We start from the raw sequence: 24,619 nt of genomic DNA, 5'->3' as shown, positions 1-24,619 counted from the left end.
GACGAGGTTTGGCTCAATCCGGAACGGGCTGAACCTGAATTAGTGAAGCTGGCTGCATGAAGTGACGCGACAACTTTGTTGACAACTACCGAGAACCTCCAGGTCCCTTCGTTGAAATTTTTCAGCGAGAAAAATTTCCACCAAATGATCGCCCTCTACTATGACGACCGCAGCCTGGAGCGTACCCGGCAGTGGCTCGACAGCCTCGACGCCGCCGAAAAGGAAGGCGTGAGCGGCGTGGAGGGCTTCATGTACACCACCTGGTTCAACAACGACCACTACGACGATTTGGAGAAAGTGTCGGACTTAATCAAGCAAAAATATCCGAACCGTTGGCCGAAGTGAGTTAGCCAGGCTGGAGCCCGCCAGGAAAAGCTACGGCCTCAGCCGGCCGGCCGGTCGGCCAGGAAGGCGGCCAGTTGGCCGACCGTCAGCGGCCGGCTGTACAGGTAACCCTGGTAGGCATGGCAGCCCTCGGCGACGATGAAGTCGAACTGCTGCGCCGTCTCGACGCCTTCGGCCAGCACCGCCATGTTCAGCGCCTGGCCCAGCGCGACGATGATGCGCACGATGGCCGCGCCGTGGCTGTCGCTGCCGATCTCCTGGATGAAGGAGCGGTCGATCTTCAACTGGTCGAACGGCAGCCGGTGCAGATACGACAGCGACGAGTAGCCGGTGCCGAAATCGTCCAGCGAAAAGCCGACGCCGACCTCGCGCAACAGGCACATCTTCTCGATGGTGCCGGCGACGTCCTTGAGCAGCAGGCTTTCGGTCAGCTCCAGCTTCAGGTGGCCGGCCGGGGCGCCCGTCTCGGCCAGCACGGCCAGCACCTGCTCGACGAAGTCGGGCCGGTGGAACTGGTGGGCGCTGACGTTGACGGCCATCCGCAAGGACGCCGTGGCGGCGTCGGCGCCCCATTGCGCCAATTGCAGACAAGCGGCGCGTAGCACCCACTGGCCGAGCGGCACGATCAGGCCGGTGTCCTCGGCCGCCGGGATGAATTCGCCCGGCGCCACCAGGCCGCGCTGCGGATGGTTCCAGCGCACCAGCGCCTCGGCGCCGGCCAGGCGGCCGTCGACGCCGACCTGCGGCTGGTAGTGCAGCACGAATTCGTCCAGCGTCAGCGCGCGGCGCAGGTCGGCCTCCAGCGCCACGCTGGCCGCCACCCGCTGCAGCATGCCCGGATCGAAGAAGGAGATGGCGTTGCGGCCGGCCGCCTTGGCGCCGTACATGGCCAGGTCGGCGCGTTGCAGCACCTCGTCGACGGTGCCGGCGGCGCGGTCGAACATGGTGATGCCGATGCTCGGCGTGCTGTATTGTTCGATGCCGGCGATATCGAAGGGCTGGCTGAAGACTTGCAGCACCTTGCGCGCGATCTCCTGCGCGCCGGCGGTGGCCAGCGCGATTTCCGGTTCCAGATCCTCCAGCAGGATGACAAACTCGTCGCCGCCGAAGCGCGCCACCGTGTCGCTGGCGCGCACCGCCGACAGCAAGCGCGCCGCCACCAGTTGCAGCAGGATGTCGCCCTTGTCGTGGCCGCGCGTGTCGTTGATGGCCTTGAAGTTGTCCAGATCGATGAACAGCACGGCGCCGTTGTGGCCGATGCGGCCGCACAGGACCAGCGCGTGCTCGATGCGGTTGAGCAGCAACTGGCGGTTGGGCAGGCCGGTCAGGCGGTCGTAGAAGGCCAGCTGGCGGATTTGCGCCTCGGTCGCCTTGCGTGCGCTGATGTCGAGGAAGTAGATGGCCAGCCCCTCGTCGGACGGGTAGGCGCGGATTTCCGTCCACAGATCGAGCGGCGCGTAGTACTCCTCGAAGGACACCGAGCAGTTGTTCTCGATCGCCTTGTGGTAGGCGCGGTAGTAGGGGCCGCCGACGGCTTCGGGGAAGACTTGCCAGATGTTGCGGCCGAGGACCTTGGCGCGCTGGCATTGCAGCAGGCGCTCGGCCTCGCTGTTCATATAGCTGAGGTTCCAGTCGCGGTCGAGCATCAGGAAGGCATCGGTGATGCTCTCCAGCGTGGCCGTCAGGCGCGCCGCCAGCCGCGCCGCGCCCTGCTCGGGTGCGCCGTCGCCGCCACCCTCCTGGCCGGATGCCGAGTGCCTGGGATCTTGCATCTTGCGATCTACCCCGCCGGGTCCCTCAAAACGGCGCGCCGGCCCCGGAAAAACCGGCGCGCCACTCTGACGATCATAAGCATTTCCCGGCGGGCGGGCGACTACTAACGTTGTTGCCGGCCTTGTCGCGGCCCGGAAAACAACATGCGCAACATACTCAACATACGCAACCCGCGCAAACACGGGCAACACGCCCGCGCCGCTGTGTGGCCGGCCCGGCTAGACCACGCCGGCGCGTTCCAGCATGGCATGCAGCAGCACGTTGCAGCCGGCCTCCAGATGTTCGGACTTGGCGTCCTCGATCTCGTTGTGGCTGATACCGTCCTTGCAGGGCACGAAGATCATGCCGGCCGGCGCCAGGCGGGCGGCGTAGATGGCGTCGTGGCCGGCGCCGGACACCACGTCCATCGTCGAATAGCCCAGCGCGGCGGTGGCCTTGCGCACGGCGCCGACGCAGTCCGGATGGAAGGGGCAAGGCGGATAGTAGGACACCCGCTCGACGCTGATCGCCAGGCCGCTGTCGCGCCGGGTCCGCTCGACGAAGGCCAGCATTTCCTCGTGCATGGTGTTGAGCAGCGCTTCGCTCACATTGCGCAGGTCGATGCTGAACTTGACCTCGCCGGGGATCACGTTGCGGCTGTTGGGGAACAGCTGCACCATGCCCACCGTGCCGCGACCGTAGGGCGGATAACGGTTGGCGATGGCCACCACCTCTTGCATGATGCGGGTGGACACCTGCAGCGCGTCCTTGCGCAAGCCCATCGGGGTCGGCCCGGCGTGCGCCTCCATGCCCGTCACCACGCAGTCGTACCAGGACAGGCCCATCACCGCCGGCACCACGCCGATCACCTTGTCGGCATCCTCCAGCACCGGGCCTTGTTCGATATGCGCTTCGAAGTAGGCGCCGATCGGATGCTGGCCGGGCACCTGCTCGCCCTTGTAGCCGATGCGCGCCAGCTCCTCGCCCACGCTCTTGCCTTCGGTGTCGCGCGCGGCGTAGGCCGTCTCCAGACTGAAGGCGCCGCAGAACACGCCGGAACCCATCATCACCGGGACGAAGCGCGAGCCTTCCTCGTTGGTCCAGAAGGCCACCTCGATCGGCGCCTCGGTCTGGATTTTCAGATCGTTCAAGGTGCGCACCACTTCCAGCCCGGCCAGCACGCCGTAATTGCCATCGAATTTTCCACCGGTCGGCTGGGTGTCGATATGACTGCCCGTCATGATGGGCGGCAGCGCGTTGTTCCTGCCGTCGCGGCGCATGAAGACGTTGCCGATCTGGTCGACGGTGACGCTCATGCCCGCCGCGCGGCCCCAACCCACCACCAGGTCACGCCCCTGCTGGTCCAGGTCCGTCAGGGCCAGCCGCTTGACGCCACCCTTGGCGGTGGCGCCGATCTGCGCCAGTTCCATCAGCGCCGCCCACAGGCGCGCGCCGTTGATGCGCAATTCACTCATGTCCCAACTCCTTTGCCACGGTTGTCGAAAATCGAAATTCGCTTGCCTGGGGCGGCACCACGGCCGGCGCCGCTGCCGGCGCCCCGACTACTTCGCCGACACCGGCGCGAAGGCCGGCCGTTCGATGTAGCGGCCGGCGCCCTGCTCGGCCATCAGCTGGCCGCGCTGGAACACCACGTTGCCGGCGGCCAGCGTGGTGCTGGGGATGCCGCGCACGGTGCGTCCTTCGAACACATTGAAGCCGCCTTTGGCGAACTGGCTGGCGGCGGCAATGGTCCGCCTGCCCTCCGGGTCCCAGACGACGATGTCGGCGTCCGAGCCGACGGCGATCAGGCCCTTGCGCGGATACATATTGAAGATCTGCGCGGCGTTGGTCGAGGTGACGCGGACGAACTCGGACGGCGTCAGTTTTCCGCTGTTGACGCCGGCGTCCCACACCACCGACATGCGGTCCTCGACGCCGCCGCAGCCGTTCGGAATCTTGGTGAAGTCGTCCTTGCCGGCCGCCTTTTGCGCGGCGCAGAAGGTGCAGTGGTCGGTGGCGGTGGTATGCAGGTTGCCGCTTTGTAGACCATGCCACAACGCCGCCTGGTGGTGCTTGCCACGGAACGGTGGGCTCATCACGTGGGCGGCGGCGTACTCCAGATCCTCGCTCTGATAGACGCTATCGTCGATCACCAAGTGGCCGGCCAGCGCCTCGCCGTAGACGCGCTGGCCATTGGCGCGGGCGCGGGCGATGGCGTCGAGCGACTCGGCGCAGGAGACGTGGACGATGTACACCGGCGTGCCGAGCACGCCGGCGATGGCGATGGCGCGGTTGGCCGCCTCCGCCTCGACGGCGGGCGGGCGCGACAAGGGATGCGAACTGGGACCGGTCAGGCCCTGCTTGAGCAGGTCCTGCTGCAGCTGGAACACCAGCTCGCCGTTCTCGGCGTGCACGGTGGGGATGGCGCCCAGTTCCAGCGAACGGCGGAAGCTTTTCACCAGCGTTTCGTCGTCGGCCATGATGGCGTTTTTGTACGCCATGAAGTGCTTGAAACTGTTCACGCCGTGCTGCCGCACCAGCGTGCCCATGTCGGCGTGGACGCTGTCGTCCCACCAGGTGACGGCGACGTGGAAGGTGTAGTCGCAGGCCGACTTCTGCGCCCAGCCGCGCCAGGTGTGGTAAGCCTCCAGCAGCGACTGTTTGGGCGCCGGGATGACGAAGTCCATGATGGTGGTGGTGCCGCCGGCCAAACCGGCGGCGGTGCCGCTGAAGAAGTCGTCCTGGGTGACCGTGCCCATGAAGGGCAGGTTCATATGGGTGTGGGTGTCTATCCCGCCGGGCATGACGTATTGGCCGCCGGCGTCGATCACCAGGGCCGAATGGGGCGCCTCCAGATTCTCGCCGACGGCGACGATCTTGTCGCCGTAGCACAGCACATCGGCACGAAACGCGCGGTCCGCATTGACGACGGTACCGCCGCGAATAATGGTTGTCATAGACATCTCCGTAAGGCTTCAGGTCAGGTTCAGGACTGGGCTGCGGGCCGCATGGCCGGTAGCGCTTTGCCCTTCATCATAACCGCATACACCAGCGCGGAAATAGCGATTCCGACAAACCAGGCATAGGTGTAAATGGTCTTGAAGCCGTCGCCCACTTGCGGGAAGCTAGCCGGGAAAGCGGCGTTGAGGAAGCCGGGAATATTCGGCAGAACGCCGACCACGAAAGCCACCAGCGCGGCCATGTTCCAGCCGCCGCCATACGAGTAGACGCCGTCGTCCAGATACAGCTGCTCGACCGCCAGTTCGGTCTTGCGCACGAAGTAGTAATCGACGATCAGGATGCCGGCGATGGGACCGAGCAGCGCCGAGTAGCCGATCAGCCAGGTGAAGATATAACCCTGGGTCGATTCGAGTATCTTCCACGGCATCATGACGATGGCGATGCCGGCGGTGATATAGCCGCCGGTCTTGTACGAGATCAGCTTGGGCGCCAGCGAGGAGAAGTCGTAGGCCGGGCCGACCAGGTTGGCCGCCAGGTTGACCGAGACGGTGTCGATCAGCAGCACCAACAAGGCGATCAGCACGGCGGCGCCGGTCATGCGGCTGGCCAGGTCGACCGGGTCCCAGATCGCCTTGCCGTACAAGACCACGCTGGCCGAGGTGACGATCACCGCCAGCATCGCCAACAGTCCCATCGGCACCGGCAGGCCGACCGACTGGCCGACGATCTGGTCGCGCTGCGATTTGGCGAAGCGGGTGAAGTCGGGAATGTTCAGCGCCAGCGTGGCCCAAAAACCCACCATCGCCGTCAGCGAGGGCCAAAAGGTGGCCCAGAACTGGCCGGCCTTCTTGCCCCCCTCGACGAACTGCGAGGGTGCGCTGAGCAGGTCGCCGAAGCCGCCGGCCTTGTTGTGGACCCAGCCGAGCAGCACGAAGCAGATCAGGATCTTCAACGGCGCGGTGTAGGTCTCGAGTTTGCGGATGGCGTCCATGCCGTGCACGATGTACCAGAACTGGATGCCCCAGAACGCCAGGAAGCACAGCAGCTGGACCGAATTGATGCCCAGGCCGGCCAGCTTGGCGCCGCCGATCTCGCCGCCGAACATCACGCCGAGCAGGGTGTAGATCATCTGCCCGCCGAACCAGGTCTGGATGCCGTACCAGCCGCAGGCGACGATGGCGCGCATCAGCGCCGGCAGCCGCGCGCCGCGCGTGCCGAAGGAGGCGCGCGCCAGCACCGCATAGGGAATGCCGTACTTGGTGCCGGCGTGGCCGATCAACAGCATCGGCAGCAGCACGATGGCGTTCGCCAGGAACACCGTGAGCACCGCCTGGTAGCCCGACATGCCGCCTTCGATCAGGCTGGCCGACAGGGTGTAGGCGGGTATGCACATCACCATGCCGACCCATAGCGCGGCGAAGTGGTACCAGCGCCAGGTGCGTTGCGCGGCGCTGGTCGGCGCCAGGTCCTCGTTCCAAAGTTGCGTGCTGCCGGACGGTTGTTTGCTCACCTTGTGTCTCTCCCAGAGTTGATTGCGCTTTTCGCAAAGCCGGTCTAGATGCCGGCGATGCCTCAGTCTATATCAAGCTTGCAAGTTCCATACCTATGCTTGCACTGGTTCCAACGTTGCCGTTGCCGCTGTCGTATTTTCGCCCGCCGCCGCGCCGGGCGCGGGCTCCGCGCGCGGATTGCGCGGGTCCTGCGTCCAGTTCATATACGGCTTGCCGGTCTGCTGCGGCACCATCGTGATGCAGCCCTGCACCGGACAGGTGATCTCGCACAGATTGCAGCCGACGCACTCCTCCTTGATCACCTCGTAGGTGCGCACGCCGGCGGCGTCGATCAGCTGGGCGATCGACTGGTGCGAGGTGTCCTCGCAGGCGACGTAGCAGCGGCCGCACTTGATGCAGTCGTCCTGGTTGATCTGCGCGATCACCTGGTAGTTCATGTCCAGGTATTTCCAGTCGGTGGTGTTGGCCACCGCCTTGCCGGCGAAGTCGGCGATGCTGCGGTAGCCCTTCTCGTCCATCCAGCGCGACAGGCCGTCCTTCATCTCCTCGACGATGCGGAAGCCGTGCAGCATGGCGGCGGTGCACACCTGCACCGAGCCGGCGCCCAGGGCGATGAACTCGGCGGCGTCGCGCCAGTTGCCGATGCCGCCGATGCCGGAAATCGGCAAGCCCCTGGTGGCCGGATCGCGGGCGATCTCGGCCACCATGTTCAGCGCGATCGGCTTGACGGCCGAACCGCAGTAGCCGCCGTGGGTGCTGGCGTTGCCCACCGCCGGGAAGGCGACCATGCGGTCCAGGTCCAGATGGGTGATCGAGTTGATGGTGTTGATCAGCGAGACGGCGTCGGCGCCGCCGGCCTTGGCGGCGCGGGCCGGCGCGCGCACGTCGGTGATGTTGGGCGTGAGCTTGACGATCACCGGCAGCCTGGAGTGCTTCTTGCACCAGGCGGTCACCATCTGCACGTACTCGGGCACCTGGCCGACGGCGGCGCCCATGCCGCGCTCGGGCATGCCGTGCGGGCAGCCGAAATTGAGCTCGATGCCGTCGGCGCCGGTCGCCTCGACCAGCGGCAGGATGTTGGCCCACAGCTGCTCCTCGCAGGGCAGCATCAGCGAGACGATCATGGCGCGATCGGGCCAGTCCTTCTTCACCTGGGTGATCTCGCGCAGGTTGATCTCCAGCGAGCGGTCGGTGATCAGTTCGATGTTGTTAAAGCCGAGCACCTCGCGGTTCTTGCCGTAGTGCGCCGAGTAGCGCGACGAGACGTTGACGGCGGCCGGGTCTTCGCCCAGCGTCTTCCACACCACGCCGCCCCAGCCGGCCTCGAAGGCGCGCACCACGTTGTAGGCCTTGTCGGTGGGCGGCGCGGAGGCCAGCCAGAAAGGGTTGGGCGCCTTGATGCCGCAAAAATCGATGGACAGATCAGCCATTATGCAGCCTCCACTTTCGCCTTGGTGTTGAGTTGAATGTCGGCGTGAATCGCCAACGCGGCGAGCTTGCCGTGCTGGACCGCTTGCACCGTCAAATCCTGCCCCGGAGCGACGCAATCGCCGCCGGCGTAGATGCCCGGCAGGACGGTGCGGAACTGCGCGTCGACTTCGATCTTGTCGCCGTCGCGCTTCAACATGCTGGCCAGGGGATCGCCGACGCTGTGCGCGTCCAGGCTCTGGCCGATGGCCTTGAAGATGGCGTCGGCGGCGATCTCGAAGGTCTCGCCGTTGCCGGCCAGGCGGCCGTTGACCAGCGCGGTGCGCTCGAAGCGCATGCCGCGCACGCGGCCGGCGGCGTCCAGCAGCACCTGCTGCGGCTGGGCCCAGGTCTGCATGCGCACCTGGTTGGCCTTGGCGATGTCCTGCTCGTGGTGGGTCGCGCTCATCGCCTCGAAGCCGCGGCGGTAGACCAGCGTGACCTCGCGCGCGCCGAGGCGCTGGATCTGCACCGCCATGTCGATCGCCGTGTTGCCGGCGCCGATGACGATGGCGCGCGCCGGCAGCGGCAGCGCGCTCAAATCGTCGGCCTGACGCAGTGCGGCGATGTAGTCGACGGCGGCCAGCAGGCCGGGCGCATCTTCGCCGGTCAAACCCAGTTGGCGGCTGGCGCCCAGGCCCAGGCCGAGGAACACCGCGTCGTACTGCGCGTGCAGCTCCTTGAGGTGCAGATTGCCGCCCAGGGTCTGGCCGTGGCGAATGCTGATGCCGCCGACGCCGAGCAGGAACTCGACCTCCTTCTGCGCGAAGTCGTCGGTCAATTTGTACTTGGCGATGCCGTACTCGTTCAGGCCGCCGGATTTTTCGCGCGCCTCGAACACCACCACATCGTTGCCCAGCATGGCCAGGCGGTGGGCGCAGGACAGGCCGGCCGGGCCGGCGCCGACCACGGCGACGGTCTTGCCGGTGGACGCGGCGCGGGCGAAGGGATGCGCCGTCAGCGTCATGTGGTCGACGGCGTAGCGCTGCAGCAGGCCGATCTTGACCGGCTGGCCCTCGGCGTCGTGGTTGCGCACGCAGGCGTCCTCGCACAGGATCTCGGTCGGACAGACGCGGGCGCAGCTGCCGCCCAGGATGTTCTGCTTGAGGATGCCGACGGCGGCGCCGTTGAGGTTCTCGTCGTGGATGTTGCGGATGAAGCTGGCCACGTCGATTTCGGAGGGACAGATGCGGCTGCACGGCGCGTCGTAGCAGTACAGGCAGCGCGCGCTTTCAATCGCCGCCTGGCGCGCCGTCAAGGGCGGCGCCAGGTCGGTGAATTGGCCGGCCAGTTCGCCGTCGGCCAGTTGCGGGTGCGGCAGGTAGTTCAGTGAAGTGATCATCATTCTTCTTCCTGGCGAAAGCTTGGTGGGAAAATGGACTACTGTGTGCACTCGGTGAAGGCGCCGGCGGCTACAAAACCATCCAACGGCAAAGAGCCGGGGGGGGGGNNNNCGGGGTCGGACCCGCCGGGTCCGACCCCAGATTTGCGCCGGTGGGGTTTCTTAGCTCAGCTGCGTTCCGGCCCAGCGCCCTACTTCATCTGTGGAAAAGCAAATTCCGCACCAGCGCTGGCGGTGTTCGGCCAGCGCTGCATCACGGCCTTGTGGCGCGTGTAGAAGCGCACGCCCTCGGGACCGTAGGCGTGGTGGTCGCCGAACAGGCTGCGCTTCCAACCGCCGAAACTGTTGAAGGCCATCGGCACCGGCAGCGGCACGTTGACGCCGACCATGCCGACCTGGATCTGCCGCACGAACTCGCGCGCCACGCCGCCGTCGCGCGTGTAGATCGCCACGCCGTTGCCGTACTCGTTGCGGTTGATCAGCTCCACCGCGTGCACCACGTCGGGCGCGCGCAGCATGCACAGCACCGGGCCGAAAATCTCCTCCTTGTAGATCGACATGTCCGGCGTCACGTGGTCGAACAAGGTGCCGCCGACGAAGAAGCCGTTCTCGCGGCCGGCCACCGTGCAGTTGCGGCCGTCGACCACCAGCGTGGCGCCCTGCTCGACGCCCTCGCCGATCAACTTCTCGATGCGCTGCTTGGCCGCGCTCGACACCACCGGCCCCATTTCGGCGTCGGCCGCCATGCCGTCGCGTATTTTCAGTGCGGCCGTGCGCTGCGCCAGTGCGTGCACCAATTTGTCGCCGGCGTCGCCCACCGCCACCACCACCGAGATCGCCATGCAGCGCTCGCCGGCCGAACCGTAGGCGGCGCCCATCAGCGCGTCGACGGTCATCTCCATGTCGGCGTCGGGCATCACCACCATGTGGTTCTTGGCGCCGCCCAGCGCCTGCACGCGCTTGCCGCTGGCGCTGCCGCGCGCGTAGATGTATTCGGCGATCGGCGTCGAACCGACGAAGCTGACCGCCTGCACCACCGGATGGTCGAGCAGCGCGTCGACGGTGACCTTGTCGCCCTGGATGACGTTGAACACGCCGTCCGGCAAACCGGCCTGTTTCAACAAGGCGGCGTGCAGCAGCGAGGGTGAAGGATCGCGCTCGGAGGGCTTGAGGATGAAGGTGTTGCCGCAGGCGATGGCGACCGGGAACATCCACATCGGCACCATCACCGGGAAGTTGAACGGCGTGATGCCGGCCACCACGCCGAGCGCCTGGCGCATCGACCAGGCGTCGATGCCGCGCGAGATCTGGTCGGTGAATTCACCCTTCAACATCTGCGGAATGCCGACCGCGAATTCGACCATCTCGATGCCGCGCGCCACCTCGCCCTGCGCGTCGGCGAAGGTCTTGCCGTGTTCGCGGGTCAGCATGGCGGCGAATTCGTCGGTGTGCTGCTGGCACAGTTGCAGGTACTTGAACAGGACGCGGGCGCGGGTCAGCGGCGGCGTCGCCGACCATGAAGGGAAGGCGGCGGCGGCGGCCTGCACGGCGGCGTCCACCTCGGCCACGGTGCCCAGCGCGACGCGGGCCACCGGCTCGCCCAGCGCCGGGTTGTAGACGTCGGCGTAGCGGCCGCTCAGGGTGTCGACCTTGGCGCCGTTGATGAAGTGGGTGATGGTGTCTAAGGTGCTCATGATGTTCCGTTCAATGTGGTGCCGCCGGTGCTAGACCAGCAGGGTGTCGGGATCGACGTAGGAATAGCCCAGCGCGTGCGCCACCGCCTCGTAGGTGACGTGGCCGTGGCAGACGTTGAGGCCTTGTTTCAGATACGGATTGGCGGCGACGGCGCGGCGCCAGCCCTTGTCGGCCAGCGCCAGCGCGTGGCCGATGGTGGCGTTGTTGAGCGCGAAGGTCGAGGTGCGCGCCACCGCGCCCGGCATGTTGGCGACGCAGTAGTGCACCACGCCGTCGACCACGTAGGTCGGCTGTTCGTGCGTGGTGGCGTGCGAGGTTTCGAAGCAGCCGCCCTGGTCGATGGCCACGTCGACCACCACGGCGCCCGGTTTCATGCGGGCGATCATGGCGGCGGTGACCAGCTTGGGCGCCGCCGCGCCGGGCACCAGCACGCCGCCGACCAGCAGGTCGGCGTCGAACACCGCCTCCTCGATGCTGTGGGCGTTGGAGTAACGGGTGGCGACGCGGTTGCCGTAGATCAGATCGAGCTGGCGCAGGCGGTCGATGTTCTTGTCGAGGATGGTGACGCGGGCGCCGATGCCGATGGCCATCTGCAGCGCGTTGGTGCCGACCACGCCGGCGCCGAGGATGGCGATGTGGCCGGGCGCCACGCCGGGCACGCCGCCCAGCAGCAGGCCCATGCCGCCCTTGGATTTTTCCAGGTGCGCGGCGCCGGCCTGGATCGCCATGCGGCCGGCCACCTCGCTCATCGGCGCCAGCAGCGGCAAGCCGCCGTTCGGGCCGGTGATGGTTTCATAGGCCAGGCAGACGGCGCCGGAGGCGATCAGCGCGCGCGTCTGCTCGGGGTCGGGCGCCAGGTGCAGGTAGGTGTAGAGGATCTGGTCTTCGCGCAGCATGGCGCATTCCTGCGCCTGCGGTTCCTTGACCTTGACGATCATCTCGGCGCGGGCGAAGACTTCCTTGGCCGTGTCGACGATGGTCGCGCCGGCGCCTTGGTACATGGCGTCGGTCAGGCCGATGGCGGTGCCGGCGTTGGCCTGCACCAGCACCTGGTGGCCGCGCAACGTGAGTTCCTTGACGCTGGCCGGGGTCAGGCCGACGCGCGATTCCTGGTTCTTGATCTCTTTTGGGACGCCTACCAACATGCTGTTCTCCTCGTTGTTGTATTTGGAAGCAGTGGAACCAGGCGGGGGGACGGAGCTTGTGGCCCCTCCCCCCAAGTACATCGCTTGTTATGCGAACTTCGAACAGGCCAATTCGTCGTTCCCGCGTAGGCGGGAACCCATAAGGCCGAATCCGTCGTTCCCGCGTAGGCGGGAACCCATACGCTGCTTGATGTCTGGCGCCGCATGGGTTCCCGCCTACGCGGGAACGACAGGTTTTTATCGTCGTCCTTAAACGAGATTCTTCAACACGGTGCGCAGTTTGCCGAACAGTTCATCGATGTGTTTTTTCTCCAGCACCAGCGGTGGCGACAGGGCGATGATGTCGCCGGTGGTGCGGATCAACACGCCGTCGGCGAAGGCCTTCTTGAAGGCGTCGAAGGCGCGCGCGCCCGGTTTGCCGGCGATCGGCGCCAGCTCGATGCCGGCGATCAAACCGATCGTGCGGATGTCGATCACGTGCGGCAGCCCCTTCAGCGAATGCACCGCGTCGGCCCAGTACTCCTGCATGCCGGCGGCGTGTTCAAGGATCTTCTGCTCTTCGAACACGCGCAGCGTGGCCAGCGAGGCGGCGCAGGCCAGCGGGTGGCCGGAGTAGGTGTAGCCGTGGAACAGTTCGATGCCGGCCGGCGCGTCCATGAAGGCGTCGTGGACGAATTTTTTCGAGAACACCGCGCCCATCGGCACCACACCGTTGGTCAGGCCCTTGGCGGTGGTCATCAGGTCCGGCTCGACGTCGAAGTAGTCGGCGGCGAACGGCGTGGTCAGGCGGCCGAAGCCGGTGATCACCTCGTCGAAGATCAGCAGGATGCCGTGCTTGGTGCACAGCTCGCGCAAGCGCTTCAGGTAGCCCTTGGGCGGGATCAGCACGCCGGTGGAGCCGGCCACCGGCTCGACGATGACGGCGGCGATGGTCGAGGCGTCGTGCAGGGCGACGATGCGTTCGAGCTCGTCGGCCAAGTTGGCGCCGTGTTCCGGCTCGCCGCGCGTGTAGGCGTTCTTCTCCAGGTTGTGGGTGTGCGGCAGGTGGTCGACATACGGCAGGCCGGCGCCGTAGGCCTTGCGGTTGCCGGCGATGCCGCCGACCGACATGCCGCCGAAGCCGACGCCGTGGTAGCCGCGCTCGCGGCCGATCAGGCGGGTGCGGCCGGCCTCGCCGCGCGCCTTGTGGTAGGCCAGCGCCATCTTCAGCGCGGTGTCGACCGCCTCGGAGCCGGAGTTGGTGTAGAAGACGTGGCCGAAGCGGTGGTTGGTGTAGTCCATCAGCTTCTCGGCCAGGTCGAAGGCGGCCGGGTGGCCCATCTGGAAGGTGGGGGCGAAGTCGAGCTGGCCGATCATCTCGCGCACGGCGGCGACAATGACCGGCTGGGCGTGGCCGCAGGGCACGCACCACAGGCCGGCGGTGCCGTCGAGGATGGCGTTGCCGTCGACGTCGCGGTAGTACATGCCTTCGGCCGACACCAGCAGCCGGGGATTGGCCTTGAAGTCGCGGTTGTTGGTGAAGGGCATCCAAAACGCGGACATCGATTCGGGGCGGGATTGGTTCATGCGTTCCTCCTGAAAACTACTGCGGTTTTTTTGATGAACCGGACAAAAAATTTACCAGTTGGCAAAATGATGATGCAATAATAGACAGCGCTTCAACTATGGCACAGATACACAAATAGCAAAACCGCCCAACCGTACAGGCGACAAAAACACTACAGTTTGCTGCGCCCCGCACGGGGCGGGCACAACCAGGGGACAGCCACGATGGAGCAGCACAATTCCGCGCCGCCGGCGGCCGACGGCGCCTGGCCGCTGGTGCCGATAGAACGCGGCGGCAAGGGCAGCCTGGTCGAGCAGATCGTCGCCGCCGTCAGCGCCATGGTGGCCAGGCGCGAGTTGCGCATCGGCACCAAAATGCCTTCCGTGCGGCAATTCGCCAAGTGTAATGGCGTCAGCACCTTTACAGTTGTCGAGGCCTACGACCGCCTGGTGACCCTCGGGCTGCTGTCCTCGCGCCGTGGTTCCGGCTATTTCGTCGCCCGCCAGGACCTGCCGGCGGCGCTGCTGCCGGCGCCCTTCCACTCCAGCCCGACGGCGATCGACGCCCTCACCCCCGACCTGTACTCCGGCGTGTCGGACGCGCTGCCGGTCGGCGCCGGCTGGCTGCCGCCCGAGTGGTACGGCGAGGACACCATCCTCGACGCGGTGCGCCAGGCCATGCGCATCCCGGCCAACCGCCTGCGCGGCTACGGCCACCCGCTCGGCTTCCCGACGCTGCGCCAGCACATGGCGGCGACCTTGTCGGACGAACTGTACGCGGTCGAGCCCGAGCAGATCCTGCTGACCCACGGCGCCACCCACGCCTTCGACCTGATCCTGCGCAGCCTGACCAAGCCGGGCGACACCGTGCTGGTCGAGGACCCCGGCTACAGCAACCTGCTGTCGCTGATCCGCCACCACGGCTGCATCCCGGTCGGCATCCCGCGCGGGCCGCAGGGGCTGGACATGGCGGCGCTGGCGGCGCAGGCCGCGCTGACCCAGCCCAAGCTGATGTTCGTCAACACGGTGCTGCAAAACCCGCTCGGCACCTCGCTCAGCGCGGCGCAGGCGCACCGCCTGCTCGGCCTGGCCGAGCAGTTCGACTTCTGGCTGGTCGAGGACGACATCTACCGCGAGCTGGCGCCGCGCGGCGAGGCCTCGCTGGCGGCGATGGACGGCCTGCGCCGGGTGATCCGCGTCGGCAGCTTCTCCAAGACCCTGTCGCCGGTGCTGCGGGTCGGCTCGATCAGCGCCTCGGCGCAGCTGCTGCCCGAGCTGCTGCGGGTGAAGATGCTGGCCGGCCTGACCACCTCGGAGATCAACGAGCGCGCCGTCCACCACGCCGTCACGGCGCGGCCCTACAAGCGCATGCTGGAGAAGCTGGTCAACCAGCTCGACGCCGGCCGCGAGCGCACCATCGACAGCCTGCGCGCGGCCGGCATGGCGCCGCTGGCGCGGCCGCGCGGCGGCATGTTCGTCAGCGCCGGCTGGGACGCCGCGCCAAGCGCCGAGTGGAACGGCAAGCTGATCGCCGACCAGGCGCTCAAATCCGGCATCCTGCTGTCGCCCAACGAGTTCTTCATGCTGCGCCAGGCCGACACGGTCTGGTTCCGCTTCAACGTCGCCTACAGCGACCGCCTGCAGCTACTGACCTTTTTACAGTCGATCCGACCAAGCTGAAAGAGAGACCATGGCCACCGTCAAACCGTCCGCCGCCGCGCCGAAGATCAAACGGCGTGTGCTCAACCGCGACAGGCTGGAAGCCGACATCGCCGCCGAGGCGGTCAAGGTGTTCGCCGAATGTGGGTACGAGGGCACCTCGATCGCCACCGTGGCGGAGAACGCCGGCCTGTCGAAACAGAACCTGATGTACTACTTCCCCAGCAAGCAGGCCTTGTACCAGCGCGTGCTCGACAATGTGCTCGACGAATGGCTGGAGCGGATGGAGCACCTGGCCCACGCCGACGACGAGCCGCAGGAGGCGCTGCGCGCCTATGTGCAGGCCAAGCTGCGCTTCTCGCGCGAGCAGCCGTGGGCTTCGCGGGTGTATGCGATGGAGGTGATCAGCGGCGCGCAGCTGTACGGCGCGCAGATCCAGAGCCGCGTGGTGCCGCTGCTGCGCAAGGATATCGAGGTGTTCGAACAGTGGATCAGCGCCGGCAAGATCGCGCCGGTCAACGCCACCCATCTGCTGTTCGCGATCTGGGCGATGACCCAGTCCTACGCCGACTTCTCGACGCAGATGGGGCTGGTGTTGAACCGCAAGCAGCTGAACAAGAAGGACTTCGACGACGCCGAAAAACTCATCGTCGACATGGTGCTGGCGACCATCCGCGTCGCCGCCTGACAGCGGGGCGAGTTCAGCGAAAAAAAACCGCCCGGCATGCCGGGCGGCTCAACACCGCCACTACAGGGATTCGATTCAGCCGCGCCGGCGCCGGCGCAGGCGTGTCAAGCCCAGCAGGCCGAGGCCGGCCAACAGCATCGCATAGGTTTGCGGCTCCGGCACCGCCGACACATAGCCGGTCAGCTCGACGGGCTTGAAGAAATGGTTGGCGTTGACCTGGACGTTCGACAGCCAGTCGCCGACGATCACATTGCCGTTGATCTGGCCGCCGTTGCCGGTGACGGTGGCCAGCGGCGCCAGCAGACTGCCCTGGATGCCGACGCTCTGGATGTTCAGCGCCGTGCTCTGGTAGAAATTGAACAGCACGTTGTAGTCCTTGAAACCGTCCAGGCCCACGCCGCTCTGGCGGAAGCCGATGGCGTCGGCGCCGCTGACGTTGAAGATCAGCGTGGCGTTCTTGCTCAGACCGCTGAAGGTGAAATTGGTGACGCTGGCCAGGTCCTTGCCGTTCAGATTGAACACCTCGACCGACTTCTTCGTGCCGGTCAAGGTCATGCCGCCGTACTTGACGCCCGACGTGCCGGTCGCGGCCACCTTGGACAGCGAGCTGGAGACGTTCTTGGCGTTGCTGGCCAGGGCGTCGAAGGACACCGGCGCGGTCTTGCTGATGGTCGAGCTTTGCAGGCCGACGTTTTTGGTCGTGCTGCTGCCGCCCACATAGATCTCGCCGTGCTTGATCGAGCCGGAGCTATAGTCGAGGTTGCCGCCGACCGCCAAGGAATAGCCGGAGCCGTTGTTCTTGCCGAAGGCGTCCTGGTTCTTGTCGTTGATCGAATAGCTGCTGGCGCTCAGGTTGCCGCGCACCAGCACGGCGCCCTCGACGTCGCTGCCGGAAGCCTTGAAATTACCCAGGGAAAACAGGTTGGCGTTGCTCACGCCCAGGTCGAGCACGCCGGCCTGGCTGCCGCCGACGGCCAGCGCGCAGACTGCGGCGGCGAATAATTGTTTTGACATGCTTGGCATTTAGTTTCCAATTATCAATTTAAGTTACTTTAAGGATAGCACGATCGAACTTGAAATTTCCATGTGGCACCAAAAATAAAACCCTCGGAAAACACCTACCGGGCTTTCGTGTATGCTTGCAAAAATTGTAAAAAGAATATGGATGACCCCATGCCCCGCTTCCTCCCGACCACACTGCGCAGCCCACGCCTGACCCTGCGCATGCTCACGCCGAGCGACGCCGCCAGTCTGTTCGCCATCTACCGCGACGACGAGACGATGCGCTACTGGAGCTGCGCGCCCTGGCGCGAGCCGGTCCAGGCGGTCGAGCACATCACGCGCAGCGAGGACAACTACCGCGACGGTTCGGCGCTGCAGCTCGGCGTGACGCTGCGCGACACGGGCGAGTTGATCGGCACCGTCACGCTGTACGCATTCATGCGCGCCAACCGGCGCTGCGAAATCGGCTATCTGTTGGCGCGGCCGCATTGGGGCCACGGCTATATGGGCGAGGCGCTGGCCTTGCTGATCGAGCACGGCTTCGAACAGCTCGAACTGAACCGTATCGAGGCCGACCTGCACCCGGCCAACCAGGCCTCGGCCAAGCTGCTCGGCAAGCTGCACTTCCGCCTGGAGGGGCAATTGCGCGAACGCTGGCTGGTCAACGGCGAGTTGTCCGGCAGCGACATCTACGGCCTGCTGCGCAGCGACTGGCGCGCCGCCGGGGGGTTCTAGGCAGCACGCCATTCGTCGGCGGCTCCTGCCGGCCATGCCGCCGAATCGACCATTGATCGGAATCGGCTTCTGGCGCGCCGGCCGGCGCGCTACAGTGGCACCATTCCATTCAACCGGACCCGGGAGCCTCACCATGCCACGCATCACCTGCCAATCGATCCACGCCCTGCTCGACGACGTCCTGCGCGCCTTCATCCACACCGGCCGCATCGGCCTGCGGGCGCTGCGCCGCATGTCCTGGCCGGCCTTGCTGCTGAGCAGCGTGCTGCTGGCGCTGCTGCTGACCATCCTGCCGCTGGCGCTGTGCCTGTTCGCCTTCCTGCTGCTGCTCAAGCTGGCGGTCGGCGCCGTGCTCCTCGGTAGCCGGCGCGCCCGCCGCGACGACAAGCCGCGTCCATGAAAAAGGCCAACCGGGTGCTCGACTTCGTGCGCGAAGTGGGCGACACCGCCAGCACGCTGTGGTGGCGCTTCTTCGACTGGCTGGCCCAGGTGCCGTGGCGCAAGCTGTACGTGATCTGGGTGCTATTGCTGCTGCTCTGCGTGACCCCGCTGTGGCTGCCGAAACAAGCGCTCGCCTTCATCGTCATCTCCTGCGGCCTGAAGGTGCTGGCCGGCGGCAAGCGCAAGGCCGAGCTGGAGGCGCGCCAGGCCGCCGACGCGGCCGGCGCCGAGGGCCTGGAGCGGCGCCTGGTCGAGGCGCGCATGGCGGCGCTGCAGGCGCAGATCGAACCGCACTTCCTGTTCAACACGCTGGCCCTGATCGGCCAGCTGATCGAGACCGACCCGCCGCAGGCGGCGCGCATCCACAACCACCTGATCGCCTACCTGCGCGCCACGCTGCCGCAGATGCGCGGCGCCGGCAACGCCACCCTGGGCCGCCAGCTGGAGATGGCGCGCGCCTACCTGGCCATCATGCAGGCGCGCATGAAGGCGCGGCTGGCCGTGTCGATCGACGTGCCGGCCGAGATGCACAGCGCCAGCCTGCCGCCGATGATGCTGCAGATCCTGATCGAAAACGCCATCAAGCACGGCCTGGAACCGAAGGTCGAGGGCGGCCGCATCGACATCCGCGCCGGCGTCGACGGCACCGCCATGCAGGTCGAGGTGCGCGACGACGGCGTCGGTTTCGACCTGCACGCCGACGACGGCGTCGGCCTGGCCAATGTGCGCGAGCGCCTGCGCCTGCTGTACGGCCAGCGCGCCCAACTGGTGCTGGAGGCGCCGCCGGGCGGCGGCACGCGCGCCCTGATCCGCCTGCCCTACGCGCCGGACATCTTCGCCGGAAGCGCCGCCGCATGAGCCCCTCGCCCACCGCGCCGCGCGCCACGGCCCTGATCGCCGACGACGAGGACGCCATGCGCGCCCAACTGCGCGGCCGCCTGCGCGAGGTCTGGCCGGAGTTGGAGATCGTCGCCGAGGCGGCCAACGGCATCGAGGCGGTGGCGCTGGCCGGCCAGCACCAGCCCGACGTCGTCTTCCTCGACATCCGCATGCCCGGCCTGTCCGGCATCGAGGCGGCGCGGCTGCTGTTCAACCGCTGCCACCTGGTGTTCGTCACCGCCTACGACCAATACGCCATCGACGCCTTCGAACAGGGCGCGCTCGACTACGTGCTCAAGCCGGCCGACGCCAGCCGCCTGGCCGCCACCTGCGCCCGCCTGCAGGCGCGGCTGGGGCGCCGGCCCGACGACATCGCGCAGCAGCTGGGCGCGCTGCTGCAGAGCCGGGCCGCCCAACCCAACTATCTGCGCTGGGTCCAGGCGCAGGTGGGCGGCAGCCTGCGCATGATCAGCACGCGCGAGGTGCTGTTCTTCCAGGCCGAGGAAAAGTACACCCGGGTCAAGACCGAGCAGGGCGAGGTGTTGATCCGCAAGACGCTGAAGGAGCTGGCCGACGAGCTCGACCCGGACGAGTTCTGGCGCATCCACCGCTCCACCCTGGTGCGGGTCGACGCCATCACGCAAGTCACGCGCGACTTGCGCGGCCGGCAGATGGTCAGGCTGCGCAACTGCGTCGAACAGCTGGAGGTGAGCCGCGGCCACGCCCACCTGTTCCAGCAGATGTGAGCGGACGCCGCGCTTGCGGGCCGCCGCCCGGCGGCCTATCATGGAATAATGCCCCGCGCCAACGGCGGCATCGCCGCCCCCACTCCTAACGGCCGATTTCAGTGCCTTAGGATTTGTCCGACAGGGGCGTGCGTTCTTCTGATCGACGTCAAAACGCGCGCAGAGCACGGCCGGAGGCCTGAACGTCGGCAGTGGAAAAGTGATCGAAGTTGTTCCACGCTTTTTGTCACCTCGACCGATTCAGGGAGAATAATATGTCCACCATACCCAAGAACACCAAAGCCAACGTCATCCCCTGCCTGCGTTACCGCAACGCGCCGGCCGCCATCGATTGGTTGTGCGACAACCTCGGCTTCGAGCGTCTGCTGGTGATCCCCAACGAGGACGGCAGCATCGCCCACGCCCAGCTGGGCTACGGCAACGGCATGGTCATGCTCAGCTCCATCTTCGACACCGAGTTCGGCCGCCTGATGCGCGAGCCGGAGCAGATCGGCGGCGGCGTGACGCAGTGCAGCTACCTGGTGGTCAACGACGCCGACCTGGTCTACGGCCGCGTGCTGGAATCCGGCGCCAAAATCGAAATGGACATCAAGGACGAGGACTACGGCGGCCGTGGCTTCACTTGCCGCGACCCGGAGGGGCATTTGTGGAGCGTGGGCACCTACGACCCCTGTGCTTAGGCGCGCGAGCTCAGGCCGCAACTGGCCTCAATCCGATGTCAAGATAGGGAATCGAGCTGTAGTCTTGAATAGAATGGGGGCCAGCTGGTGTGCACAGCCGCGACGGCGCAACCGCGATGCGCATGAGAAAATCTAGCTTATCAAGCTGCAATTATTGTTAAAATATTGTCGCATGCCAATCCAACATTTAATTAGTAACGGCTTTATAAACATTAATACAATAAAATTTTAATTTTTTTTAAAGTAATTTGGAACATCCATCATACGTGGATCATTTATATCTCGCACCGAAATTTTTGTTGCTTTTACAAGCAACGCAACAAATTTAAATATCAAAATAAACTTTACAAAAATATTCTCTTTTTTCATCCTCAAAGAAATCAAAGACCGCTCCGCCATAATGTAACCATGTGCCGCACCTTGGCGATAATATTTTTCAGCCCTATCCAGATCAATCGAAACACCACTCCCTCGATGATAAATACTTCCAGCCCATTGATATCCTCTAGGATACCCGTTGTTTGCGGCGCGCTCAAAATAAGACACAGCCGACTGAAAATCTTTTTTAACGACGAGAACACTGCCTATGCCAAATAGTGCCTCTCCATCTTTCTGATCTGCAGCTTTACCAAACCAACTTAGTGATTTTTCCATATCCCCTCTCTTGTAATAAATCCATCCAAGGTATCTTTGGCAATTTATTGAATTTGAGCAAACTTCCGTTTCACACAATGAAATTGCCTTTTCAATTTCACCACTGACAATAAATTCATATGCAAACGACCAGCAATCAGTTGTGTCCATTTCAAACCTATCCATATCAATATAAAAACACTGCGACAATTTAGCTTTCACTTTAAGTTACGGCAACATTACCCCTTCATTACATGTTTCTATCAATTAATTTCATTCCCGCTTGGAAATGGATTCTGAAACATATTTCCAGGAACAAATATTAAAAGTAAAGGCAACCACGGATTTGGTAGTACTGGAGGCACTGGTGGCACAACTGGCGGATTTGGATTATTTGGTTGTGGCCTCGCGTTGGCGGGAGGGGCTCCTGTTGGCGTACCTGCTGTTTTATCAGCTGGACACGTTTTCGGAAGAGTTTTTGGGTTTGGGGAAACCGTACCAGGTTTTGGTGCCTGCCCTGGCACTGGCGGCGGATAATTAGGAGGCGTACTTGGAATAATTGGATTGTTACATAACCCTATTAAGCATCCAATTATTGGAATAACCTTATTCCAATTTTCCCCCAATGGATCAGTCCTAAAAACAGGATCTCCACCAACATACGCATATGTATTGATGCCACCATTTAGACCAATCTGATCACTCGATATGAATCGTCCAAGTGATGGTGAGTAATAGCGCGTCCGATAAAAATACAAACCCGTTCCGTCATTTTCCCGCCCCGTATACTGGAAGGAGTTGTCGACCACGGTATCGGCTGTCGTACGTCCATAAGGATCGTATGCATAGTCGACCATCTTGTTACCGGCGGCATCCACAAGCCGTACCGTCGAGCCCAGCGCATCGCTCAAGTATGTGCTGATCTTAGCACCGGCACCGGTGCCGCTCAATTGGACGAATACTTCGTCAATTCCACCGCTGATGTAGCTTGCCCGCACATTGGCGGGACTGCTGTTGTCAACATTCAGTCCCGACAACTCCTGCACGATGTTCAAGCCGTCATACACATAGCCGCTGGCCACTCCATTGACGGTTTTCGTCTGGCGCCGGCCCAGGGCGTCGTAACTGAAGCTTGCCACCACCGCGCCGTTGCCGCTATTGATCTGTATCAGCTGATCGCGCGCATTCCAAACATAAGTTTGATCGCCGTCCCCGAGCAGATTGCCGTTAGCGTCGTAGCTGAGCGTTTGCGCACCGAAGACTGTCAGGCGGTTGGCCGCGTCCACGTTGGCGGAGGCCAAAGCCTCGGGCAGCGCGGCGTGTGCCAAGCTGCCGCCGGCCTGTATGCGCCGGCCACCATTGTCGTAGGCATAGCGAAGGTCGCCCAACACGCTGCCGTCCGCATTGGCGTAGGCAATCGAGACCAGTTGGCCGGCGCCGTCGTAGGTGTCGCTGCGGGTGACGCCGTTGGCATAGCTGGTTCGGATGCGGCGGTTGGCCGCGTCGTAGACAAAACTGATGCTTTGCGCTACGCCGTTGTTGACGGCGTCGGCGGCCTGTTCGATGCGAACCAGGCGCCCGCCGTCGTCGTAGCTGTAGCGTAGCGGCGGCAGGCCCGTCACGCTCATGCTCGCGCGCCGGCCATTGGCGTCGTAGGTGTAGGCCACCTTGCCTTTGGGCGTGCTGACCCTGCCCACCCGGTCGCGCACGTCGTAGTCGAAGGAGACGATGCCGTTGACCGAGTCATCCATCCGGACAATGCGGTTGCCCTGGTCGTAGGTGACGGTGACAGTGCCGCCATCTGCGTATGTGGTGCTGGTAAGGCGATCGAGCACATCGTAGGCGTAACGCGTGACCTGCCCTTTCCGGTCGGTTTTTTGGGTCAGGTTGTGCTTGGCATCATAGGCGTAGATTTCAGCCTTGTTCAACGGGTCGATATTGCCGGTCAGCACATTGCGCTTGTCGAAGACAAATTTGTGTAGATTGCCCTTGGGGTCGGTAAGGCCAGTTGGATTGCTGTTGGCGTCGAAGTCCTGGCCGATCGGTTGGCCCAATGGATCGGTGCTCCGGGTTACCCGGTCCAGCACATCGACGTCAAAGCTCGAACGGTTGCCAAGCGCGTCGACGACGCTGCGAACGCGGCCGGCGGCGTCAACGTAGAACTGGACGGTGCGGCTCAATGGATCGGTCACTCTTGCCAGATCAAAAACGTCATACGCCAAACTGGTGCTGTTGCCGAGTCCGTCGTTAACCTGCGTAAGCTGACCGGCGCTGTTGTAGCTGCGTTTGACCACGATGCCGTTGGCGTCCCGTGTTTCGATCAGATTACCCCGCTCGTCATAACGCATCGTCGATTGGTGGCCTAGAAAATCCGTAACGCTCGCCACATAATTGAAATCGGCCGTGTAGCTCATCCGTATCGTGACGGCATCGGGGGTGCCGGCCAGCAATGTCCGCGTCAACAGATTGCCATTGCCGTCATAGGTATAGCTGGTCTTGCGCCCCAACGCATCCGTACGCGACAGCATCAGATTGGTGGCCGGATCGCGCTCGACGGCGACCACTTGCTGCTCCACTCGTCCATACGCCTTGGTCACCGATGTCGTGTATCCCTGCGAGTTGAACAGCATGCGCGTGACGATGCCGCGTTCATCGGTGATATCGGTGCGCGTGACCTTGCCAGCGGCGTCGAGCCCGTAGCTGAACAGGTTGGTGCTGCCGTCCGCATAGGTTTGTTTGCTGACGCGGCTATTGGCGTCATAAACATTGCTGACCATGCTGTTGCCGCGCGCGTCCTGCACCGTCAGCATGTTGTGCTTCAGGTCATAGGTATAGGCTTTGGATTTCCCATCGGGATCGGTTGCCTTGGCCAAGTGCCCAGCCGCGTCATACTCGTATTGGGTGGTGCGACCGATGTTGTCGCTTGCTTGCGTGATGCGATTGTGCGTATCGTAGACAAATTGCAGATAACGGCCGCTTGGCGAGGCAATGCGCTTCAGATTACTATTGCTGTCGCGTTCAAGCGTGAGCACATTGCCGTAACGGTCGCTAATGGAAGTGGGGGCGGCTGCGCGTGCGTTGGTGGACAAAAAGGATATAGGGAAGAAAATCCTCGCGCCATTTTTCATATCCAATTGCCAAAAACAACTATCATTTCCACGACGTATAGTAGAGCCAAAATATTTGGTGGCCGTTGTTGTATGGCTATAGACGATTCCCTCATTGCTGCCTTCCGGGGAGATGCGCTTATAGTGAATTCGCCCGCCATCAGGCAGTATCAGATCTTGGTATGTAAATGGGTAATTGATTAGCGTTGATCTTCATCTACCAACCTGAGCGACGCCTCAGTTCGCCTGCCGGTCGCGGCGGCGGCGTACAGGAAGCGCCGCAGGA

20 protein-coding genes are annotated in these 24,619 nt (G+C 64.3%); 8 read left to right on the top strand and 12 right to left on the bottom strand.

Translation table 11 applies throughout. From position 1 onward, the window contains the following. The first annotated feature begins 111 nt into the window (after positions 1-111). A complete protein-coding gene (locus tag H7U20_RS05830) occupies positions 112-345 on the top strand; it encodes a hypothetical protein (RefSeq protein ID WP_199518669.1) in 234 nt (77 codons plus the stop codon). A 38-nt stretch (positions 346-383) separates the two neighbouring features. Here the strand turns inward: H7U20_RS05830 and H7U20_RS05825 are convergent, their stop codons facing one another. From H7U20_RS05825 to H7U20_RS05785, 9 genes are all read right to left on the bottom strand, one after another. Beyond that, a complete protein-coding gene (locus H7U20_RS05825; RefSeq protein WP_199518668.1) occupies positions 384-2,117 on the bottom strand; it encodes a putative bifunctional diguanylate cyclase/phosphodiesterase in 1,734 nt (577 codons plus the stop codon). Positions 2,118-2,336: 219 nt separating this feature from the next. After that, positions 2,337-3,572, bottom strand: a complete 1,236-nt coding sequence (locus H7U20_RS05820) for a Zn-dependent hydrolase (RefSeq protein ID WP_199518667.1) — start codon at positions 3,570-3,572, stop codon at positions 2,337-2,339. Between the two features lie 87 nt (positions 3,573-3,659). Then, positions 3,660-5,054 carry a dihydropyrimidinase gene (gene hydA, locus H7U20_RS05815; RefSeq protein ID WP_199518666.1) on the bottom strand — a complete coding sequence of 465 codons (1,395 nt, stop codon included), beginning with the start codon at positions 5,052-5,054 and terminating at the stop codon, positions 3,660-3,662. A 29-nt stretch (positions 5,055-5,083) separates the two neighbouring features. Next, positions 5,084-6,568, bottom strand: a complete 1,485-nt coding sequence (locus H7U20_RS05810; RefSeq protein WP_199518665.1) for an NCS1 family nucleobase:cation symporter-1 — start codon at positions 6,566-6,568, stop codon at positions 5,084-5,086. Between the two features lie 93 nt (positions 6,569-6,661). Continuing rightward, a complete protein-coding gene (preA, locus tag H7U20_RS05805; protein WP_199518664.1) occupies positions 6,662-7,999 on the bottom strand; it encodes an NAD-dependent dihydropyrimidine dehydrogenase subunit PreA in 1,338 nt (445 codons plus the stop codon). Beyond that, positions 7,999-9,381: an NAD(P)-dependent oxidoreductase gene (locus H7U20_RS05800; protein ID WP_199518663.1), complete on the bottom strand. Its 1,383-nt coding sequence runs from the start codon at positions 9,379-9,381 to the stop codon at positions 7,999-8,001. Before H7U20_RS05800 ends, preA begins: the two co-directional genes overlap by 1 nt. Before the next feature lie 188 nt (positions 9,382-9,569). After that, a complete protein-coding gene (locus tag H7U20_RS05795; RefSeq protein WP_199518662.1) occupies positions 9,570-11,072 on the bottom strand; it encodes a CoA-acylating methylmalonate-semialdehyde dehydrogenase in 1,503 nt (500 codons plus the stop codon). Between the two features lie 30 nt (positions 11,073-11,102). Then, the gene (gene ald / locus H7U20_RS05790) at positions 11,103-12,218 is read right to left on the bottom strand and encodes an alanine dehydrogenase (RefSeq protein WP_199518661.1); all 1,116 of its coding nucleotides are present in this window, start codon (positions 12,216-12,218) and stop codon (positions 11,103-11,105) included. A gap of 249 nt (positions 12,219-12,467) precedes the next feature. Next, positions 12,468-13,784, bottom strand: a complete 1,317-nt coding sequence (locus tag H7U20_RS05785) for an omega-aminotransferase AptA (protein WP_199518660.1) — start codon at positions 13,782-13,784, stop codon at positions 12,468-12,470. Positions 13,785-13,988: 204 nt separating this feature from the next. Here H7U20_RS05785 and H7U20_RS05780 point away from each other — a divergent pair, with 204 nt between their 5' ends. Then, positions 13,989-15,443 carry an aminotransferase-like domain-containing protein gene (locus H7U20_RS05780; RefSeq protein ID WP_199518659.1) on the top strand — a complete coding sequence of 485 codons (1,455 nt, stop codon included), beginning with the start codon at positions 13,989-13,991 and terminating at the stop codon, positions 15,441-15,443. Between the two features lie 10 nt (positions 15,444-15,453). Then, a complete protein-coding gene (locus tag H7U20_RS05775; protein ID WP_199518658.1) occupies positions 15,454-16,110 on the top strand; it encodes a TetR/AcrR family transcriptional regulator in 657 nt (218 codons plus the stop codon). A gap of 75 nt (positions 16,111-16,185) precedes the next feature. Here H7U20_RS05775 and H7U20_RS05770 read toward each other — a convergent pair whose 3' ends face one another. Then, a complete protein-coding gene (locus H7U20_RS05770; RefSeq protein WP_233410529.1) occupies positions 16,186-17,124 on the bottom strand; it encodes a choice-of-anchor A family protein in 939 nt (312 codons plus the stop codon). Positions 17,125-17,283: 159 nt separating this feature from the next. Here H7U20_RS05770 and H7U20_RS05765 point away from each other — a divergent pair, with 159 nt between their 5' ends. From H7U20_RS05765 to H7U20_RS05745, 5 genes are all read left to right on the top strand, one after another. Continuing rightward, on the top strand, positions 17,284-17,847 hold the full coding sequence (locus H7U20_RS05765; protein ID WP_199518656.1) for a GNAT family N-acetyltransferase: 564 nt from the start codon (positions 17,284-17,286) through the stop codon (positions 17,845-17,847). A gap of 133 nt (positions 17,848-17,980) precedes the next feature. Then, on the top strand, positions 17,981-18,247 hold the full coding sequence (locus H7U20_RS05760; protein ID WP_199518655.1) for a hypothetical protein: 267 nt from the start codon (positions 17,981-17,983) through the stop codon (positions 18,245-18,247). Next, on the top strand, positions 18,244-19,146 hold the full coding sequence (locus H7U20_RS05755; protein WP_199518654.1) for a sensor histidine kinase: 903 nt from the start codon (positions 18,244-18,246) through the stop codon (positions 19,144-19,146). The genes H7U20_RS05760 and H7U20_RS05755 overlap by 4 nt, the downstream gene beginning before the upstream one ends. Continuing rightward, a complete protein-coding gene (locus H7U20_RS05750) occupies positions 19,143-19,913 on the top strand; it encodes a LytR/AlgR family response regulator transcription factor (protein WP_199518653.1) in 771 nt (256 codons plus the stop codon). The genes H7U20_RS05755 and H7U20_RS05750 overlap by 4 nt, the downstream gene beginning before the upstream one ends. A gap of 254 nt (positions 19,914-20,167) precedes the next feature. Beyond that, positions 20,168-20,593 (top strand): VOC family protein, encoded by a 426-nt coding sequence (locus H7U20_RS05745; protein ID WP_199518652.1) that lies wholly within the window; start codon positions 20,168-20,170, stop codon positions 20,591-20,593. Positions 20,594-20,821: 228 nt separating this feature from the next. Here H7U20_RS05745 and H7U20_RS05740 read toward each other — a convergent pair whose 3' ends face one another. Next, positions 20,822-21,397: a tetratricopeptide repeat protein gene (locus H7U20_RS05740; protein WP_199518651.1), complete on the bottom strand. Its 576-nt coding sequence runs from the start codon at positions 21,395-21,397 to the stop codon at positions 20,822-20,824. Between the two features lie 92 nt (positions 21,398-21,489). Beyond that, positions 21,490-24,354 carry an RHS repeat domain-containing protein gene (locus H7U20_RS05735; protein ID WP_199518650.1) on the bottom strand — a complete coding sequence of 955 codons (2,865 nt, stop codon included), beginning with the start codon at positions 24,352-24,354 and terminating at the stop codon, positions 21,490-21,492. Between the last annotated feature and the right edge of the window lie 265 nt (positions 24,355-24,619).

This window comes from Rugamonas violacea (genome assembly GCF_016461825.1).
Lineage (GTDB): Bacteria > Pseudomonadota > Gammaproteobacteria > Burkholderiales > Burkholderiaceae_D > Rugamonas.
The sequence above is the reverse complement of the archived record's forward strand: the minus strand, read 5'-3'. Positions and strand labels throughout refer to the sequence as shown.

What these genes read in the sequence shown, in the direction of transcription:
- H7U20_RS05825 (WP_199518668.1), bottom strand. Translation starts at nt 2,117, where the DNA reads ATGCAAGATCCCAGGCACTCGGCATCCGGCCAGGAGGGTGGCGGCGAC.
- H7U20_RS05820 (WP_199518667.1), bottom strand. Translation starts at nt 3,572, where the DNA reads ATGAGTGAATTGCGCATCAACGGCGCGCGCCTGTGGGCGGCGCTGATG.
- hydA (WP_199518666.1), bottom strand. Translation starts at nt 5,054, where the DNA reads ATGACAACCATTATTCGCGGCGGTACCGTCGTCAATGCGGACCGCGCG.
- preA (WP_199518664.1), bottom strand. Translation starts at nt 7,999, where the DNA reads ATGGCTGATCTGTCCATCGATTTTTGCGGCATCAAGGCGCCCAACCCT.
- H7U20_RS05800 (WP_199518663.1), bottom strand. Translation starts at nt 9,381, where the DNA reads ATGATGATCACTTCACTGAACTACCTGCCGCACCCGCAACTGGCCGAC.
- H7U20_RS05795 (WP_199518662.1), bottom strand. Translation starts at nt 11,072, where the DNA reads ATGAGCACCTTAGACACCATCACCCACTTCATCAACGGCGCCAAGGTC.
- ald (WP_199518661.1), bottom strand. Translation starts at nt 12,218, where the DNA reads ATGTTGGTAGGCGTCCCAAAAGAGATCAAGAACCAGGAATCGCGCGTC.
- H7U20_RS05785 (WP_199518660.1), bottom strand. Translation starts at nt 13,784, where the DNA reads ATGAACCAATCCCGCCCCGAATCGATGTCCGCGTTTTGGATGCCCTTC.
- H7U20_RS05780 (WP_199518659.1), top strand. Translation starts at nt 13,989, where the DNA reads ATGGAGCAGCACAATTCCGCGCCGCCGGCGGCCGACGGCGCCTGGCCG.
- H7U20_RS05775 (WP_199518658.1), top strand. Translation starts at nt 15,454, where the DNA reads ATGGCCACCGTCAAACCGTCCGCCGCCGCGCCGAAGATCAAACGGCGT.
- H7U20_RS05770 (WP_233410529.1), bottom strand. Translation starts at nt 17,124, where the DNA reads ATGTCAAAACAATTATTCGCCGCCGCAGTCTGCGCGCTGGCCGTCGGC.
- H7U20_RS05765 (WP_199518656.1), top strand. Translation starts at nt 17,284, where the DNA reads ATGCCCCGCTTCCTCCCGACCACACTGCGCAGCCCACGCCTGACCCTG.
- H7U20_RS05760 (WP_199518655.1), top strand. Translation starts at nt 17,981, where the DNA reads ATGCCACGCATCACCTGCCAATCGATCCACGCCCTGCTCGACGACGTC.
- H7U20_RS05755 (WP_199518654.1), top strand. Translation starts at nt 18,244, where the DNA reads ATGAAAAAGGCCAACCGGGTGCTCGACTTCGTGCGCGAAGTGGGCGAC.
- H7U20_RS05750 (WP_199518653.1), top strand. Translation starts at nt 19,143, where the DNA reads ATGAGCCCCTCGCCCACCGCGCCGCGCGCCACGGCCCTGATCGCCGAC.
- H7U20_RS05745 (WP_199518652.1), top strand. Translation starts at nt 20,168, where the DNA reads ATGTCCACCATACCCAAGAACACCAAAGCCAACGTCATCCCCTGCCTG.
- H7U20_RS05740 (WP_199518651.1), bottom strand. Translation starts at nt 21,397, where the DNA reads ATGGACACAACTGATTGCTGGTCGTTTGCATATGAATTTATTGTCAGT.
- H7U20_RS05735 (WP_199518650.1), bottom strand. Translation starts at nt 24,354, where the DNA reads ATGAAAAATGGCGCGAGGATTTTCTTCCCTATATCCTTTTTGTCCACC.